Origin of the sequence: Mucilaginibacter antarcticus, from assembly GCF_042686155.1 — a bacterium.
Classification (GTDB): domain Bacteria; phylum Bacteroidota; class Bacteroidia; order Sphingobacteriales; family Sphingobacteriaceae; genus Mucilaginibacter; species Mucilaginibacter antarcticus.
In genome coordinates, this window is record NZ_JBHUON010000018.1 from 35,008 (window position 1) to 49,534 (window position 14,527).

8 protein-coding genes are annotated in these 14,527 nt (G+C 41.3%); 7 read left to right on the forward strand and 1 reads right to left on the reverse strand.

Going from position 1 to position 14,527, the window contains the following annotated elements; translation table 11 throughout:
- Position 1: 1 nt before the first annotated feature.
- The 6 genes from ACFSYC_RS14300 (at position 2) to ACFSYC_RS14325 (ending at position 7,943) form a co-directional block, all read left to right on the forward strand.
- The gene (locus ACFSYC_RS14300; RefSeq protein WP_377128996.1) at positions 2–649 is read left to right on the forward strand and encodes a hypothetical protein; all 648 of its coding nucleotides are present in this window, start codon (positions 2–4) and stop codon (positions 647–649) included.
- 533 nt (positions 650–1,182) lie between these two features.
- Positions 1,183–3,321 (forward strand): glycoside hydrolase family 31 protein, encoded by a 2,139-nt coding sequence (locus ACFSYC_RS14305; RefSeq protein WP_377128998.1) that lies wholly within the window; start codon positions 1,183–1,185, stop codon positions 3,319–3,321.
- 344 nt (positions 3,322–3,665) lie between these two features.
- Positions 3,666–4,190 (forward strand): hypothetical protein, encoded by a 525-nt coding sequence (locus ACFSYC_RS14310; protein WP_377129001.1) that lies wholly within the window; start codon positions 3,666–3,668, stop codon positions 4,188–4,190.
- A 107-nt stretch (positions 4,191–4,297) separates the two neighbouring features.
- Complete coding sequence (locus ACFSYC_RS14315; protein ID WP_377129004.1) at positions 4,298–4,978, forward strand: response regulator; 681 nt, start codon at positions 4,298–4,300, stop codon at positions 4,976–4,978.
- 417 nt (positions 4,979–5,395) lie between these two features.
- On the forward strand, positions 5,396–6,805 hold the full coding sequence (locus ACFSYC_RS14320; RefSeq protein ID WP_377129007.1) for a glycoside hydrolase family 125 protein: 1,410 nt from the start codon (positions 5,396–5,398) through the stop codon (positions 6,803–6,805).
- A gap of 220 nt (positions 6,806–7,025) precedes the next feature.
- Positions 7,026–7,943, forward strand: a complete 918-nt coding sequence (locus ACFSYC_RS14325) for an EamA family transporter (protein ID WP_377129009.1) — start codon at positions 7,026–7,028, stop codon at positions 7,941–7,943.
- An 82-nt stretch (positions 7,944–8,025) separates the two neighbouring features.
- Here the strand turns inward: ACFSYC_RS14325 and ACFSYC_RS14330 are convergent, their stop codons facing one another.
- Complete coding sequence (locus tag ACFSYC_RS14330) at positions 8,026–10,755, reverse strand: carboxypeptidase-like regulatory domain-containing protein (RefSeq protein WP_377129012.1); 2,730 nt, start codon at positions 10,753–10,755, stop codon at positions 8,026–8,028.
- A 771-nt stretch (positions 10,756–11,526) separates the two neighbouring features.
- Between ACFSYC_RS14330 and ACFSYC_RS14335 the strand changes: the two genes are divergently transcribed.
- Positions 11,527–14,526: a SusC/RagA family TonB-linked outer membrane protein gene (locus ACFSYC_RS14335; RefSeq protein WP_377129015.1), complete on the forward strand. Its 3,000-nt coding sequence runs from the start codon at positions 11,527–11,529 to the stop codon at positions 14,524–14,526.
- The last annotated feature ends 1 nt before the right edge of the window (position 14,527 follow it).

A 14,527-nucleotide genomic window follows, 5' to 3' on the forward strand; every position in this document is an offset into this window, starting at 1 on the left:
AATGAAAGAATGTGAGTTTGAATATACCGATCAGGTAACGCCTTATATTTTGTTCCTTGGATCGTTCGCTGTTGTTCCGTTAATGTTGTTTTTATGCTATATCTTCTTAAAAGATGCGGTGGTGCTGGACGTTATTTTGGCCATAAGCGCAGGCATGGCATTTTTTTTATTTAATAAACACCGTTTAAAAAAAACTGGTACAGCGCGTTTATCCGATACGGAAATGAATTTAGAATTATCTTCAACAGTTGTACACGTCGCTTTCAATAAATTGAAATATTACTATATCTATAATGGGAAGAATGGTATTGTTTTTACTTTGGGCTTTTTAGATGGAACTAAAAGGAAATTTGCAGTAAATAACAACTTTTGCAACATCGAGCCCCTTGAGATATTATTAGCGCAGTTTCGATCAGCTATTGATGAGTACAATGTTCAAAAGCAAGTAAATATTATTCATTTAGAATCTATTTTGGCTCGTAAAAATGCAGCCTACGTACTAATCGTGGTTACAATATTGATAATTCTTGGCTTTGTGCTAACCAGCATGCCGGTAATAATTATTCCTATAGCTTTCACCTTGCCAATTTTGTTTAATTGGTTTCATTATTTTCAGTTGAAGCGGAACAATAAGCTAGTTGACTTTTAACCGCTCTCCTTGCCGTTATAGCATCCGTTTACGCATGTAATAGCAGGGGCCTACACCCCGCTATTAGTGACCGGTTTACCAAGCAATGATTTTATTTGGTTGCATTTGGTTTAACCGCCAGAACACCCTCGTTTGTCATTATTATTGGTTTGATAGTTCCGCTTTTATTAAAATATAGATGATCTATACAGGTTACCCGGTGGCCTGCACCAATGGCCGTATCAGCCTACTAAAACGCTGTTAGAGAGCATCTAATGATGTCGACTACAATAATCCCGTCGTCAATTCCTAAATTTGTTTCATTTTTAGCGGATTCGTAAATATCTTAATATCAAATATTTAACTCAAAATCTTGTTTCATTTTGTTTCACTGTATTTTTGCAATTGCCTTATAATCAATTAATTGATTCAATATCTTGTTTCATCTGTTTCACTTGTGTCACACGCACGTGAAACAAGCGGCGTCGCCTCGGTAAACATTCATTTTTATTATTAGGCTGATCCATGTAAATTACGGCAAAATGGTAAACAAAATGGCTTATAAATTAACAGCAGGTATAGTCGCGTTAGCGCTTACCATCAGCATATCCGTTATGGCGCAACAAATTAAGGAGATGGCGCCGGGCGTTACCCGGGTAACCCAGGGCGAGGTAGATCAGTTTTCACCCTATAACCTGCTGCAAGAGAAACCGAAGACAGCCGCTATGGCTGCCCTACCCGCAGTTACAGCAAGCTTTGACCCTAAGTCTATCCGTGTAGAGGTAACGCCACGCGGCAGCATCATACATATCCCCTTAGCGAACAGTGAAGAGCTGTATGGCTTTGGCTTGCAGATCGGGTCGTTCAAGCAAAAAGGCTTGCGCCGCAGGCCCATTGTCAATGATAACCCCCTAAACGACTTAGGATATACCCATGCGCCAACAACCTTTTACCTGTCAACCAAAGGTTATGGTATCTTCATTAACACGTCGCGCTATACCACCTTTTATTGCGGTACGCACAAGCAGGTTAAGGGGGATATAACCGCTAACACGGGCGCCGGCGCATCAGCACAAACGGTCGAGGACCTCTACAAGAACAACAACCGCTCAGGCGAGGTAATCGTGGATATCCCGGGCGCAAAGGGCGGAGATGTATTCATCTTCAACGGCCCGACATTGAAGACCGCCTTGCAGCGCTATAACCTGTTTAGCGGAGGTGGTGCAATGCCTGCTATGTGGGGCCTGGGCCTGCAATACCGCATGAAAGCCGACAGCAAGCAGCAGGATGTATACAACATGGTTAGCTACTTCCGCGATAACCATATCCCTTGCGACGTATTCGGCCTGGAGCCCAAGTGGCAAACAACCGCTTACTCATGCTCATATGTTTGGAACCCCGAGTACTTCAATAGCCCGCAAGAACTGATAGACAAAATGAAAGCGCAAGGCATCAAGCTTAATCTTTGGGAGCACGCCTATATAAACCCGGCTTCGCCGATCTTCGGTGCGCTGGCCGGCGCGGCAGGCGACTATAAGGTATGGAACGGCCTGGTACCCGACTTTGCAGGCAAAACAGCCTCCTCCATATTTGCCGACTACCACAAGAAAGCCTTTGTTGATCAGGGCATAGCCTCGTTTAAAATGGACGAATGCGATAACTCAAATCTGTCCGAAGGTGGGGCAGTTTGGGCCTTCCCTGATCAAACGCAGTTCCCCTCTGGTATCGATGGCGAGCAGATGCATCAGCAGTTTGGCACGTTGTACTTTCAGACTATGTATAGTAACTACAAGAAGTCGAACAAGCGGTCGTACTTTAACATCCGGTCGCTAAACGGGTTCGCATCATCGTATCCGGTGTCTTTGTACAGCGATACGTATGTGCATCAAGAGTACATCAGGATGATCAGTAATTCGGGCTTCTCCGGATTGTTATGGTCGCCTGAAGTGAGGGAGTCAGCTTCTGTTACAGAGCTATGCCGCCGTACCCAGACAGCTATACTGTCATCGCAAACCGTGTTTAACAGCTGGTACCTAAAAAGCCCGCCCTGGTTACAGTATGATCGCGATAAAAACAACCGCGGCGAGATGCTGCCAAACGCCAAAGAGGCCGAGGCTAACGTGCGTACGTTGTTAAACTTCAGGATGAGTTTTATCCCCTACTTATACTCGGCTTTTGCTAAATATAACCAAGACGGTTTGCCACCGTTCAGGGCGCTGGTAGTTGATTATCCCGAAGACACAAACACCTATAACGTTTGGGACGAGTATATGATAGGCGACAATGTACTGGCCGCTCCCTTGGCCGATAGCGCATCTACCCGCAAGGTGTATTTGCCCAAAGGTAACTGGTACGATTATAACACCAACAAGCTATATGCAGGCGGACGGTCGTACACCATAACAACAGGGCTAACTCAAATTCCCATTTTCATAAAAGAGGGTACTATACTACCAATTGCCAAGCCTGTAGAGTTTGTGGCGCCAAACACCGTGTTTGACATTACCTGCTATGTTTACGGCAAAAAAGCCGGCGCGACACAGCTATTTGAGGATGATGGCACCACGTTCAATTTCGAGAAAGGCATGTATAACGTAACCATGCTCGAGTGGCAAAACGGTAAAGGTAAAGCCAGCAAAAAAGGGACTTACAAAGGCAAAGTATACAACATTAAGAATTGGGTGAACATTTAGTTTGCTACAAGCTAACCGTTAACCATTATTAACACTGACGCCACAGCAGGGGAGGTTGTAGCCAAATTACCTTTCTATATTATGGGCTTAGCAGTGTATGCTGCTTAATAGTCATGAACGTTTTGTGCTGTGGTATTGTTGTCTCGGTATTAAAGACCGACGAGGCCAAATTGTTCCGATAGTTGGCGTTATTTGTAAAATTTCGTTGTGGTTTAGTTAGGTGATGGATATCAAAAAATAACGCAAATGTAGTATTGATGTGAGACCGTAATTGTTGGAGTTTAGCGGCGTCAAACAATTGACAGTAAACTAATTAATTTATCGCACTCAAACAAATCACAACAATGAAAACAAAATTTACTTTAACATTGGTAATGCTTTTAGCATTAGCATCAACCAAAATGTTTGCGCAAGACAAGGGCCTTACTGTTGGCTTAGGCCTTGAAGGCGGCTTGCCAATTGGCAGCTTTGCTAATGGCTACAACTTTGGTGGCGGTGCAACTTTACGTCTTGCTTACAACCTTGACGAAACCAGTGCAATTACTGCAACAACTGGTGCTATCGCTTTCTTGCCTAAGAAAGTTACCGGTGTTGATATGAAGGCGCAGTTAAACATCCCGATTAAAGTGGGTTACAAATATATGCTGAGCGACGTAATATATGGCTTGGGCGAAAGTGGTTTTACAATTGCCAGGGTTTACATGCCAACAATTACCGGCACTACAGGTGGCGTAACATCTGTAAGTAGCACACAATTTACTTACTCGGTAGGGGTAGGTGCTAAATTGGGCGCATTTGATCCAAGCATACGCTATGAAGGTTATAGCGGCACCGGCTTTTTAGGTCTGCGCTTAGGCTTTAATTTCTAAGCTTTTAAACAATGCTAAAAAAGGCTGCGCTTTAGGGGTGCAGCCTTTTTCTTTAAAAAAGGTTATGTTTATAAGAGTTTTAATTCACCCTATAAAAGTTGGTAAAAATGGGCATCAGGATAGCAATTGTTGATGATAAGCGTTTAATGCGCACAACTCTGTCAGAACAATTATCATACTACGAAGAGCTGGACGTGATGCTGATGGCTTGCGACGGTAACGATTTTTTAACGCAGATGAATAACCTGCCCACAGAAAAGCGTCCTGAATTGGTATTGATGGATATTGAGATGCCCAATATGGATGGTATTGAAACCGTTGCCATTACTAAAGAAATTTACCCCGACGTACTTTGCCTGATGCTGACCGTGTTTGATAATGACGAAAAGCTGTTTGAAGCTATACGGGCCGGCGCCAGTGGGTATTTATTGAAAGACGAAAAACCCGTTGTCATTTTAAAAGCTATAACTGAAAGTATATACGAGGGTGGTGTGCCTATGTCGCCTCGGATTGCGCAAAAGGCGCTGATGCTTTTAAGGCGTACCAGTTTATCGGTACAAGAAGTTAAGCAAGATGAGCAACCACAGTTGGATAGTGTATTGTCTGATCGGGAAATAGAAATACTACAACGTATTGTTGATGGCTTGAACTACCAGCAGATAGGCGAGCGCTTGTTTATAAGCCCGCATACCGTGCGTAAGCATACAGCCAATATTTACAATAAGCTCCATGTGTCAAACAAAGCATCGGCCATAAAGGTGGCTATGCATAAAAAGTGGTTTAAGTAGCCTCTTACCTACCCAGAAACAATGCTGTTCTTAAAAGGGATGGCATTTTTTATTGGTGACCCTATGTAATGCAGCCGTCCAAAACACTTATAAACAACCGAACTGCAATATCATAGGGTTTGTGCTGCTAATACCTGTCTTCACGCTTCTTTAATTGTTACGAGTTGTTACTAAAGATTCGCAATTTCTCATCATCAAATTGCCAAATTAAAACGCTTTTAATGATTAAAAATAATAGTTATGGTAAACTGGGACGACTAAAATATAATTTGCTTAAGTGCGGTAAAAATTATAGTATTGAAAAGTATTAACCAAAGTATACATCTACATTTCAAATAACAAAAATTAAAGTCTGTAAATAATGGACATGGCTGTTTAATGGCGGTTGCTGTCTTGATATTTAAACTTAAACACAATATGCAAAGAAGAACTTTCATGAAAAACACCGGCTTACTTGGCGCGTCATTGCTGCTAAGTAAGGTGCCTACATTTGCCCAGGCCGGATACCCGGAGGTAAGGGTAGCAAAAAGAAACTTTACAAGCTCATCTGTTGAGGGTGCTATTGCCGAGTTTACTAAAAATGTTAAAGACAAAGAGCTTACCTGGTTGTTTAACAACTGTTTCCCTAACACGCTGGATACTACCGTAACCTTTACCGAGCAAGATGGCAGGCCGGACACTTATGTGATAACCGGCGATATTGATGCCATGTGGTTGCGCGACAGCAGTGCGCAGGTATACCCATACATGCACTTTATTAAGCAAGATAAAAAATTACAACAACTGGTTGCAGGCGTTATTAATCACCAAACAAAATGTGTGTTGAAAGACCCTTATGCCAACGCGTTTTATAACGATCCTAAAAAAGTAGGCGAGTGGGCAACCGACGAAACTAAAATGCAGCCGGGCATCCATGAGCGTAAATGGGAGATAGACTCATTATGTTATCCTATCAGGCTGGCGCACCGTTACTGGAAAGTAACCGGCGATACAACACCATTTGACGCTAAATGGAAAGAGGCAATTGTATTAACTTTAAAAACCTTTAAAGAGCAACAGCGTAAACAAAATCCTGGCCCGTACAGGTTTCAGCGTAAAACAGCCTGGGCTACAGACGGTGTGCCTATGGATGGTTACGGTTACCCGGTTAGGCCCAACGGTTTGATTTGCTCGGCTTTCCGCCCAAGTGACGATGCTACAATTTATCTATACCTGGTGCCGTCAAACTTTTTCGCGGTGACCAGCTTACGTCAGGCTGCTGCCCTGATCACTGCTGTTACTAAAGACACTAAACTTGCCGCAGAGCTTACCGCCCTTGCTTTGGAGGTTGAAACAGCTTTGAAAAAACATGCTATCATTAATCACCCAACTTACGGTAAGATATACGCTTATGAAGTAAATGGCTACGGTAGCTATAACCTAATGGACGATGCTAACGTACCCTCGTTGCTGGGCATGCCTTATTTGGACGCTATGTCAGTTAAGGATCCTATCTATCAAAATACCCGTAAGCTTTTATTATCGTCAAACAACCCATTCTTTTACAAAGGCGCTGCCGGCGAAGGTATTGGCGGACCGCACGCCGGTAAAGATCGTATATGGCCCCTAAGCGTTATCATTCGCGGCTTAACCAGCGTAGATGACGCTGAAATTAAAAAGTGTGTAAACATTCTTAAAAATAGCAATGCAGGCACGGGCTTTATGCACGAGTCTTTCCATAAAGACGATGCTAAAAAATTCAGTCGACCATGGTTTGCCTGGGCAAACACGCTATTTGGTGAATTTTTGTGGGAGACCTACAAAAACAAGCCGCACTTATTAACGTAATACGTATTAATAGTACTTACACATTTAAATCCTTGTCTAATCTTAGGTTGGACAAGGATGTTTTAATGAGGTAAATTTAGGCAGGAATGATGCATATGTAGCACAAATGTGGTTATGGTGGTATCATAAAGATCGCAATTCAGCTCAATTTTAACACTCCCGTGTCATTGCGGCCAATGTGTTTTTTGATATTTGCCTGCTTATTAAATACTAGTAGGCTTTGAATAATACTAAATACTATCTGGCGGCTATTATAGCCTACGCTACCTGGGGCTTTTTTAGCTTGGTGCTAAAGCCGCTGGCCGCATATCCGTCAGTCGATATTTTGTTTTACCGGGTTTTTAGCTGTGCTATCTTAATGCTGATTATAGTAGCGCTATTTAAGCGTCAGGCTGTTAATGAGACAATCAACACTTACAAAGCATTACCTGCTTATAAAAAACGCAAGATATTACTGCTGAATGTAGGCGGGAGTATATTGTTAACCATTAACTGGTTTTCGTTTATTTACGTGCTAAATCACGTAAGTATCAAAGCGGCATCGTTAGCCTATTTGGTTTGCCCAATTTTAACCACCCTTTTGGCCTGGGCCATTTTGCGCGAAAGATTAAGCAAGCCGCAATGGGGTGCCATAGGGCTAAGTCTGGCATCCTGCTTATTGCTATCCTACTCAAATATTATTGATATGTTTTATAGCATAATAATAGGGCTTAGCTATGCGGCTTATTTGGTTAGCCAGCGTCAAAATAAAGGGTTTGATAAATTTATAGTTCTTACCTTCCATATCGTGCTATCAGCTCTTATTTTACTATTATTTTATCCGAGGTTGGGCGGGCCGGTTCCGGCCGAAGGTGAGTTTTATTTTTATATAGAAATTATCGCGGTAGCGTTTACTATAATCCCACTGTTTTTAAACCTGTTTGCGCTTAAGAAGTTGACTTCCTCAACTCTGGGTATGTTGTTAAATATCAATCCCATTATAGGGTTTACACTGGCAGGCTTGCTTTATCGCGAACGCATTAGCCAAGTGCAAATTATTGCCTACTCGCTAATCTTCGTTTCGGTATTGGTATTTAACGCGCACCATTTGTTTAGTGGTAAAAAGCAGCAGGCTGCCTTAGGCTCGCAGGTTAATTAGACTCACCGGAGTCGCCTAATGGGAGTAACGAAAAAAGCGGGTGCTTTCGCTGCCCGCTTCAAAATGATTAAATAATCTAATATTACTTTACCGTATATCTATAAACCTGTCTGCCCAACTCCCCGGCAGCATTTACGCCCTCGACTACAACTTTGTAGGTGCCCGGGCCATCAGCATTAAAATAGGTAAAGGCTGTTTTGCCGTTTACATCGGTTTTGATACGTGGGTCCCAGTAAATTGTTGTACGCAGGTCGGCCTGTGTGGCGTTAGCTGCGGTATATTTAGGCATATAAAACTCGCGTACCTTATTAAAGCCCTTGGGCGTTACATTAGCTATGTTTGGAATGTAAAGCTTGCGTGCGGTACCCAGTTTGGTTATAATCATTACATATCCGGCGCCATCACCACCCAGTACATTCTTGGCAGCCATGTTTGTCCTAACCATTAAGATCTTAGCAACATCGGTTGGAGGGACGCTTCCTTCTAAAATTTCAGAAATTTCGTCAAGCTGGTTTATTTTACGGCCATCAAGTATTAGCCCCAGCCTTTCGCCTCTTAGGTCGGTTATCGTAGTGTAACCCATGTTTGATTCAACTCTTACACCAGGCAATCTCGCTTGTAAACACATTGATAAGTTAAGGCACAAGTCAGCCTCAGACTCAGAAAACCGTATCACCTTATCAGCAGATACTTCCGGAATTTGGAACATGCCTTGTGGCGTAATGTTCGATTCGGCTTTTTCTCGTTTAGCTTTAATACGCACCTCTCTAAGTCGTTGCACCTTGTCTAGCTGGCCTGTTCTCTCGTAAAAATCGTCCTGCTTTTTAATGTTTTCAAGATATGCTTTTAGCGTTGCACTTATGTTGGTGCTCACATCGCCAAAATTGGGGTTAATGCCTATTCTAACTTTAGGCAAGGTGTCTATAACTATTTTAACCTTATCGCTTTTGCCATTACGGGCTTGTATAGCAAACTTAATACTATCCTGTAAAAGTATGCCTCCAAAACTAAAGCGGCCCTCGGCATCTGTAGTGGCACTTTTGCTTATGCCCGCTCTAAGTGATATCATATCTACTGTGGCTCCCGGCAATAGCTTATTACCAAGCGTGTAAACCTTGCCCGATATTTTAACCCCAAGATCTTCGGCCTCGTACGCTGGTTTAGCATTATTCATAGCAGCCAACTTGCTCCACGTAAATTTGCGGTAACCTTGCGTAAGCATCAGGTTGTCTAAAGCGCGATCAACGTCATCGCCTTCTTTAGCAAAGTAGTAGTTAGCCTTTTCGATGTAACCTTTTAAATCGGAGGTTAACAACAAGTTTGAAAATATAGTGCTCTCTATATCGTCGCCGCCCGGTACTTTGGTCTCGTCAATAACAGAAACCGAAAAGTTGCCCGGAACGCCCAAGCCTTTGCTGTCTTTGGCTTCTAAAGACACTGCAACAGCTTCTTTGGCTTTGTAGGTCGCCTTAGCCGATTTTACCGTTACCTGCATCACGTCATTGCTCCTGATAAATGCTACGCGCTCGTTAAGCGGCTGTCCGGTATTGTCAAACAGCGTAAATTGCGCTACACCACTCGGGAACGATTTTTTCTCTAGCCATATTGACGTAGACGCTTTAGCTATCTTCACTGGCGTCGCAAAAATCGTCTCGCCACTAGTTTGCGCAATAAAGAGCACGTCCTGTGCCGCGGCTATTATTTTTGCCGATGCACCAATCCTTACCAATATACTATCTTTATTAGGCTGATAAACACCAAGTACGTAACCCTCATTTACAACTTTTGGCAGCGCTACAGCTTTTGTAGATCCATCAGCAAAGGTTAAATTGGCTGTGTAGCTTTTGCCGGCTTCGGGGCGTAACAAAAAGTTACCCATGCCGGCGTGTAGTGTTTCTATTTGGGCAACCTCCGCATTGCTTTGGTCAACCACGGTGCCTTTAATAGGTGTGCCGGTACCATCAACCCCAGTCGCTTTAAAGCCAACCCGAGATGATACCCCTGCTATCAAGCTTCCGCTCTCCGGGAAGAACTGAATGTCAGATTGAACCAGCCCCGCTTTGATAGGAAAATCACGGATAATAGTTTGCTTGTTACTGTCTTCAATAATAGTGCGTATGTAGGCGCCACTAAGGTTAGCACGTTTATCGTTTTCAATATTTATCATCAAGCTTCCCAAGGCGTCGGTTTTGGTTACCTTGGTATCCATTACTGTTTTGTCTATAATTATCTGGTATTTTATGCTGCGTTCGGCAAGAGCCCTGCCATTGTCGTCTGTATAGTTTAAAACTGCGGTTAGGATGGCTTTGTTGTTAACAGTTTTATATTGATAATCAGCTTTGGCAACGATATTGCTGGTTAAACTACCCACCGTAAACGTTTTATCAAAAAAATATTCTTCGCCTGCGTTACGCATCCATTGCGTGTAGGCCCGTATACGATAACTGCCTTCTTTAAAATCGTCGCTCAAATTAAATTCGCCAACCACCATGCCTGAGACTATCGGTAACTTAAGCGATCGTATTAGTGAGTCTTGTTCTGTAATAAAGTCAACGTGTAACGATCCGCTCAATTTTGAAAGCTGATGCCTGCTACCTATCGTAATGTATCCCTTAAACCAAATGGTATCGCCAAGCGCATAATAAGGCTTATCCATATGAAGATATACTTTTTCTTGGGGATAGGTGTCCGTCCATTTTTGAAGTGCTGCTACTAACTTGTCAAGTGGGTCATCAGCCTGCGGTGTAAAGGCGAACAGTGAAATTATTGAACAGAACAGTCCAAGTTTAATGTATAAGCGGTTTATTTTCATCGTAATAGTATAGGTTAGGTTTATTAGCTGTGTTTTGGCTATTGTTTATAGTCAATATCGCGCGATCAGTTAGCGACGTAAAAAAACATAATTTTATTGATAGATGGAAAGGTTTAACATAAAGGTTACACAAAAGCTTCGGGTTAGATGCTATTGCTATTTTTTGTCAGACTGTATAAATTCAAAATAGTTTAATTCGGCCTTATGTCATCACATAACCGCCTGTAAAGTAGCAAACTGAGTGTTATGATCAAGCTGACACAGTGCATTGTGTCCTGTATAAAGATCAAAAAAAAAACTATGTCTCTTTTTAACTAAAAAAGTGCGATTATTTTAAAATATATTTGGAATATATCAGATTTAATTTTGTATCATTGTCAAAGTGAATGTTTCATAACAGCAATGTTACGTTCGTTCACAGCCAATTTATATACAACCAATTTATTTTTATTGCCCTAACGAATCATTATTTAACTATTATAAACCATGCTATGATCAAAAATTTACAAAAACCCTTCGGAGTGAATCCTCCTGGCGCTATTTCTTGGCAATTAAACAACGAAAACCGACTGACGGTAGTTAGTGCGGCTTTTAGTTTAGCTAAAATCTAAAGTTCTAAAGCCAAATAGATTTAATATTCTGATTTTCAATATAATATAGTTTACAGCTTCTTTTTCGGGGTTGTTAGCTAATTTTTTGGCGATTAGAAATCTCACTAGAATACACAATTAATAAACAGTTTTTTAATCAGTTAATACTTAATTATCTGTTATGCGCATTATTGCAATTATAACTTTCCTTGGTGTGCTATGTACAAATACGTACTCCTTTGGCAATACAGCTACGTACGCACGTGTCTCGACTCATGGCTCACTCAGAGTGGCCTTTCAAGACAGTACCCGTAAAGCTGCTATTGATTCGACAGCTATTGATACAATACCGGTAGGTGTTGTGCCGGCTAAGGCAATCATTTCGAAAAGACTGAAGTCTAAGACAAATGATACCGATGTTGATAAATTATCAACGTTCCCGGCTGTTTCATTACAGCAATATTTAAAAGGAGCTGCTGCTGGTTTGTATGTACAAGAGCCATCCGGCGAGCCCGGAACCGTTCAAAACATGTTTATACATGGAACGTCTCAACCTTTGTTGTCTGCACGTGAGTTGTATGCAACGCAACCACTTGTAGTTATTGACGGCGTGCCAATGGTGCAAGAGCATCCTTACGCTTTTGATATTCAACAGTACAAATTTGACAGAATTGGCCCTGCAACAAATATGTTAGCTGGTATTAACTTTGCAAATATCAAATCTGTAGAGGTATTAAAAGGCCTTGATGGTACTGCTATTTATGGCCCAAAAGCGGCAAACGGCGTTATCTTAATAACTACCAAGTCTGCAGGCACCAGAAGACGAATTACTTTTGATACCTATGCAGGTGTTGCTACTCCTAACGCTGTTACCACCATCAACGGCAGATTTGAAAATAATTTCAGAAAACAGTTTTACAACAAGTATACTGCTAACGGATCGTTCTCTCCTAACGACAACTATCCAATATTTTTGAGCGACTCATTAAGCAATGACTATTATGGTCCTGCTAACTGGAATGACGTTTATTATGGTAGCAGCGCGGTTTACAGTGTAAATGCTAGTATTAGCGGTGGTAACGAGTTGGCTAACTTCCGTTTCTCTTTAGGTAATACTAAAAACGGCGGTGTTGCTGATAAAACTAACCTGGATCGTTATGACACTCGTTTCTTGATCAACATGAAACCACTAAAATGGTTAGCGTTTAGCGCAATGGTTAATGGGAACCGTATTATCCGTGCACGTAACAGAAATATTCGTGATAGATTGGCTCAAATCAACTACATACCAGATCTAAGCACTCCACTAACTCCAAACAAGGTTAAGTATCAACAATACTTAGGTCAATTTGGTAGTGGTTTTGATGATAACAAATCAAACCTTGTAAATGGCTACGCTAAATTTGCTATCGATTTAGGTAAGTTTAAATTTATCACCACTTTAGCCATCGACTACAATGAAGGCTACCGTGATATTTTCTATCCAAGAACATTGTTGCAAACAACAAACTACGCATCAAACTATTTTGGATATAACCAACGTGCTACTATCGATAACGTTGCTACCTATAGCCATGATATCAACGCGGACAACAAATTTGAGTTTACTTTAGGAAATACATTTCAGTATGATTTCCATAGATATACTTATGGTTATGCTTATAAAGGAAGCAACGACTTCATAAAATTAAACTTGTTGAATTCTGATCCAAGCAAACCAGAATATTTGACACCTACTGTTTACAGAAGTCAATTGGTTTATAAATTCTTAGACAAAACCAGAAGCAACGTTACTTCTTTTTATGGTAAAGTTGATTACTCTTTCAAAGGCACCTACAACTTTTCATTATTGTTAAGAGCTGATGCTTCTTCTACCCAACAACCAACAGACCGTTGGTACTACTCACCTGTATTAACTGCGGGCTGGGATTTGAAAAGAGATTTCTTTGCTGAAAGCAAATCTGTTTCTGAATTAAGCGTACGAGGTAGCATTGGGAGAATGGGCAGATTTGAAAACTTTGATAATTATTCTCAAGGCCCACAATACAGTGCATTTATCGGCTATACCGGTAATTTAATAACACCCGGTTACAATGGCATTGCAGCCTTGGCGCGCCCTTACACGGCAGGTTATGTACCATATAATTTAAAGTGGGCGTACACTGATCAAGCTAGCCTTGGTTTAGATGCGGCTTTATTTAACAAACGCCTTTATTTAAGCTTAAATGCTTATTACAAACATGACAAAAACATGTTATTAGGTGTTCCTTCAGCGGCTGAGTATGGTTATACTACTGTTATCAAAAATGGTATGGCTATTCGTAACACAGGTGTTGACGCGGCAGTTACTGGCGTGATATTGCCGGCTGGTAGCAAAGTTTCATGGACAACATCATTAAATGTTAACCTAAACAAAAACACTTTAACTGCCTTGCCGGGTGGTTTAAACCAAATTGCTATGGGCGACAGATTGCTTAAAGTAGGTTCATCTGTTGACAGCTACTGGTTGTTAAACAATCAAGGCATTTATAATACAGATGCTGAAGTACCTTCAGTAGGCGGTAAAAAATTAGCTTACAATGGCATTGCGTTAAAAGCGGGTGATCCAAGATGGCAGGATGTAAATGGTGATAACGCCATTACTGATGCTGACAGGACTTTACAAGGCCACTCATTGCCTACAGTATCAGGTGGTTGGAATAACGATTTCACTTACAAAAGATGGACTTTGGGTTTAAATTTCTATTATAATTTGGGCCGTAAACTGATGAACCAGGAAATGGCTAACAGATTTGACTTTTATAACCGTGAGGGCGTAAATGATATCAACTCTGCTAGAGACATTACTTATTGGGAAAAAAGAGGAGAGTATTCTAAATACCCTATTTATAACCCGGCAAGTTCTGTAGCACCTTACCAGGTAAATCAGTCGTTATTTTTAGAAGACGCTTCATTTATCAAATTGCGTACGTTGTCAATTGGTTATGACTTGACCAGCAAATTTAAGATGAAGTATATTGACCTACAAAAATTCTATATATATGGTAGCGTAAGTAATGTATTCACAATGACTAAATATACAGGTCAGGATCCAGAGCTGGTTAACTACACAGGATATGACACCGGTTACGGAATGCAGATTCCGAGAACCTTTGTTTTAGGTGTTAAATTAGACTTTTAAT

What these genes read in the sequence shown, in the direction of transcription:
- ACFSYC_RS14300 (WP_377128996.1), top strand. Translation starts at nt 2, where the DNA reads ATGAAAGAATGTGAGTTTGAATATACCGATCAGGTAACGCCTTATATT.
- ACFSYC_RS14305 (WP_377128998.1), top strand. Translation starts at nt 1,183, where the DNA reads ATGGCTTATAAATTAACAGCAGGTATAGTCGCGTTAGCGCTTACCATC.
- ACFSYC_RS14310 (WP_377129001.1), top strand. Translation starts at nt 3,666, where the DNA reads ATGAAAACAAAATTTACTTTAACATTGGTAATGCTTTTAGCATTAGCA.
- ACFSYC_RS14315 (WP_377129004.1), top strand. Translation starts at nt 4,298, where the DNA reads ATGGGCATCAGGATAGCAATTGTTGATGATAAGCGTTTAATGCGCACA.
- ACFSYC_RS14320 (WP_377129007.1), top strand. Translation starts at nt 5,396, where the DNA reads ATGCAAAGAAGAACTTTCATGAAAAACACCGGCTTACTTGGCGCGTCA.
- ACFSYC_RS14330 (WP_377129012.1), bottom strand. Translation starts at nt 10,755, where the DNA reads ATGAAAATAAACCGCTTATACATTAAACTTGGACTGTTCTGTTCAATA.
- ACFSYC_RS14335 (WP_377129015.1), top strand. Translation starts at nt 11,527, where the DNA reads ATGCGCATTATTGCAATTATAACTTTCCTTGGTGTGCTATGTACAAAT.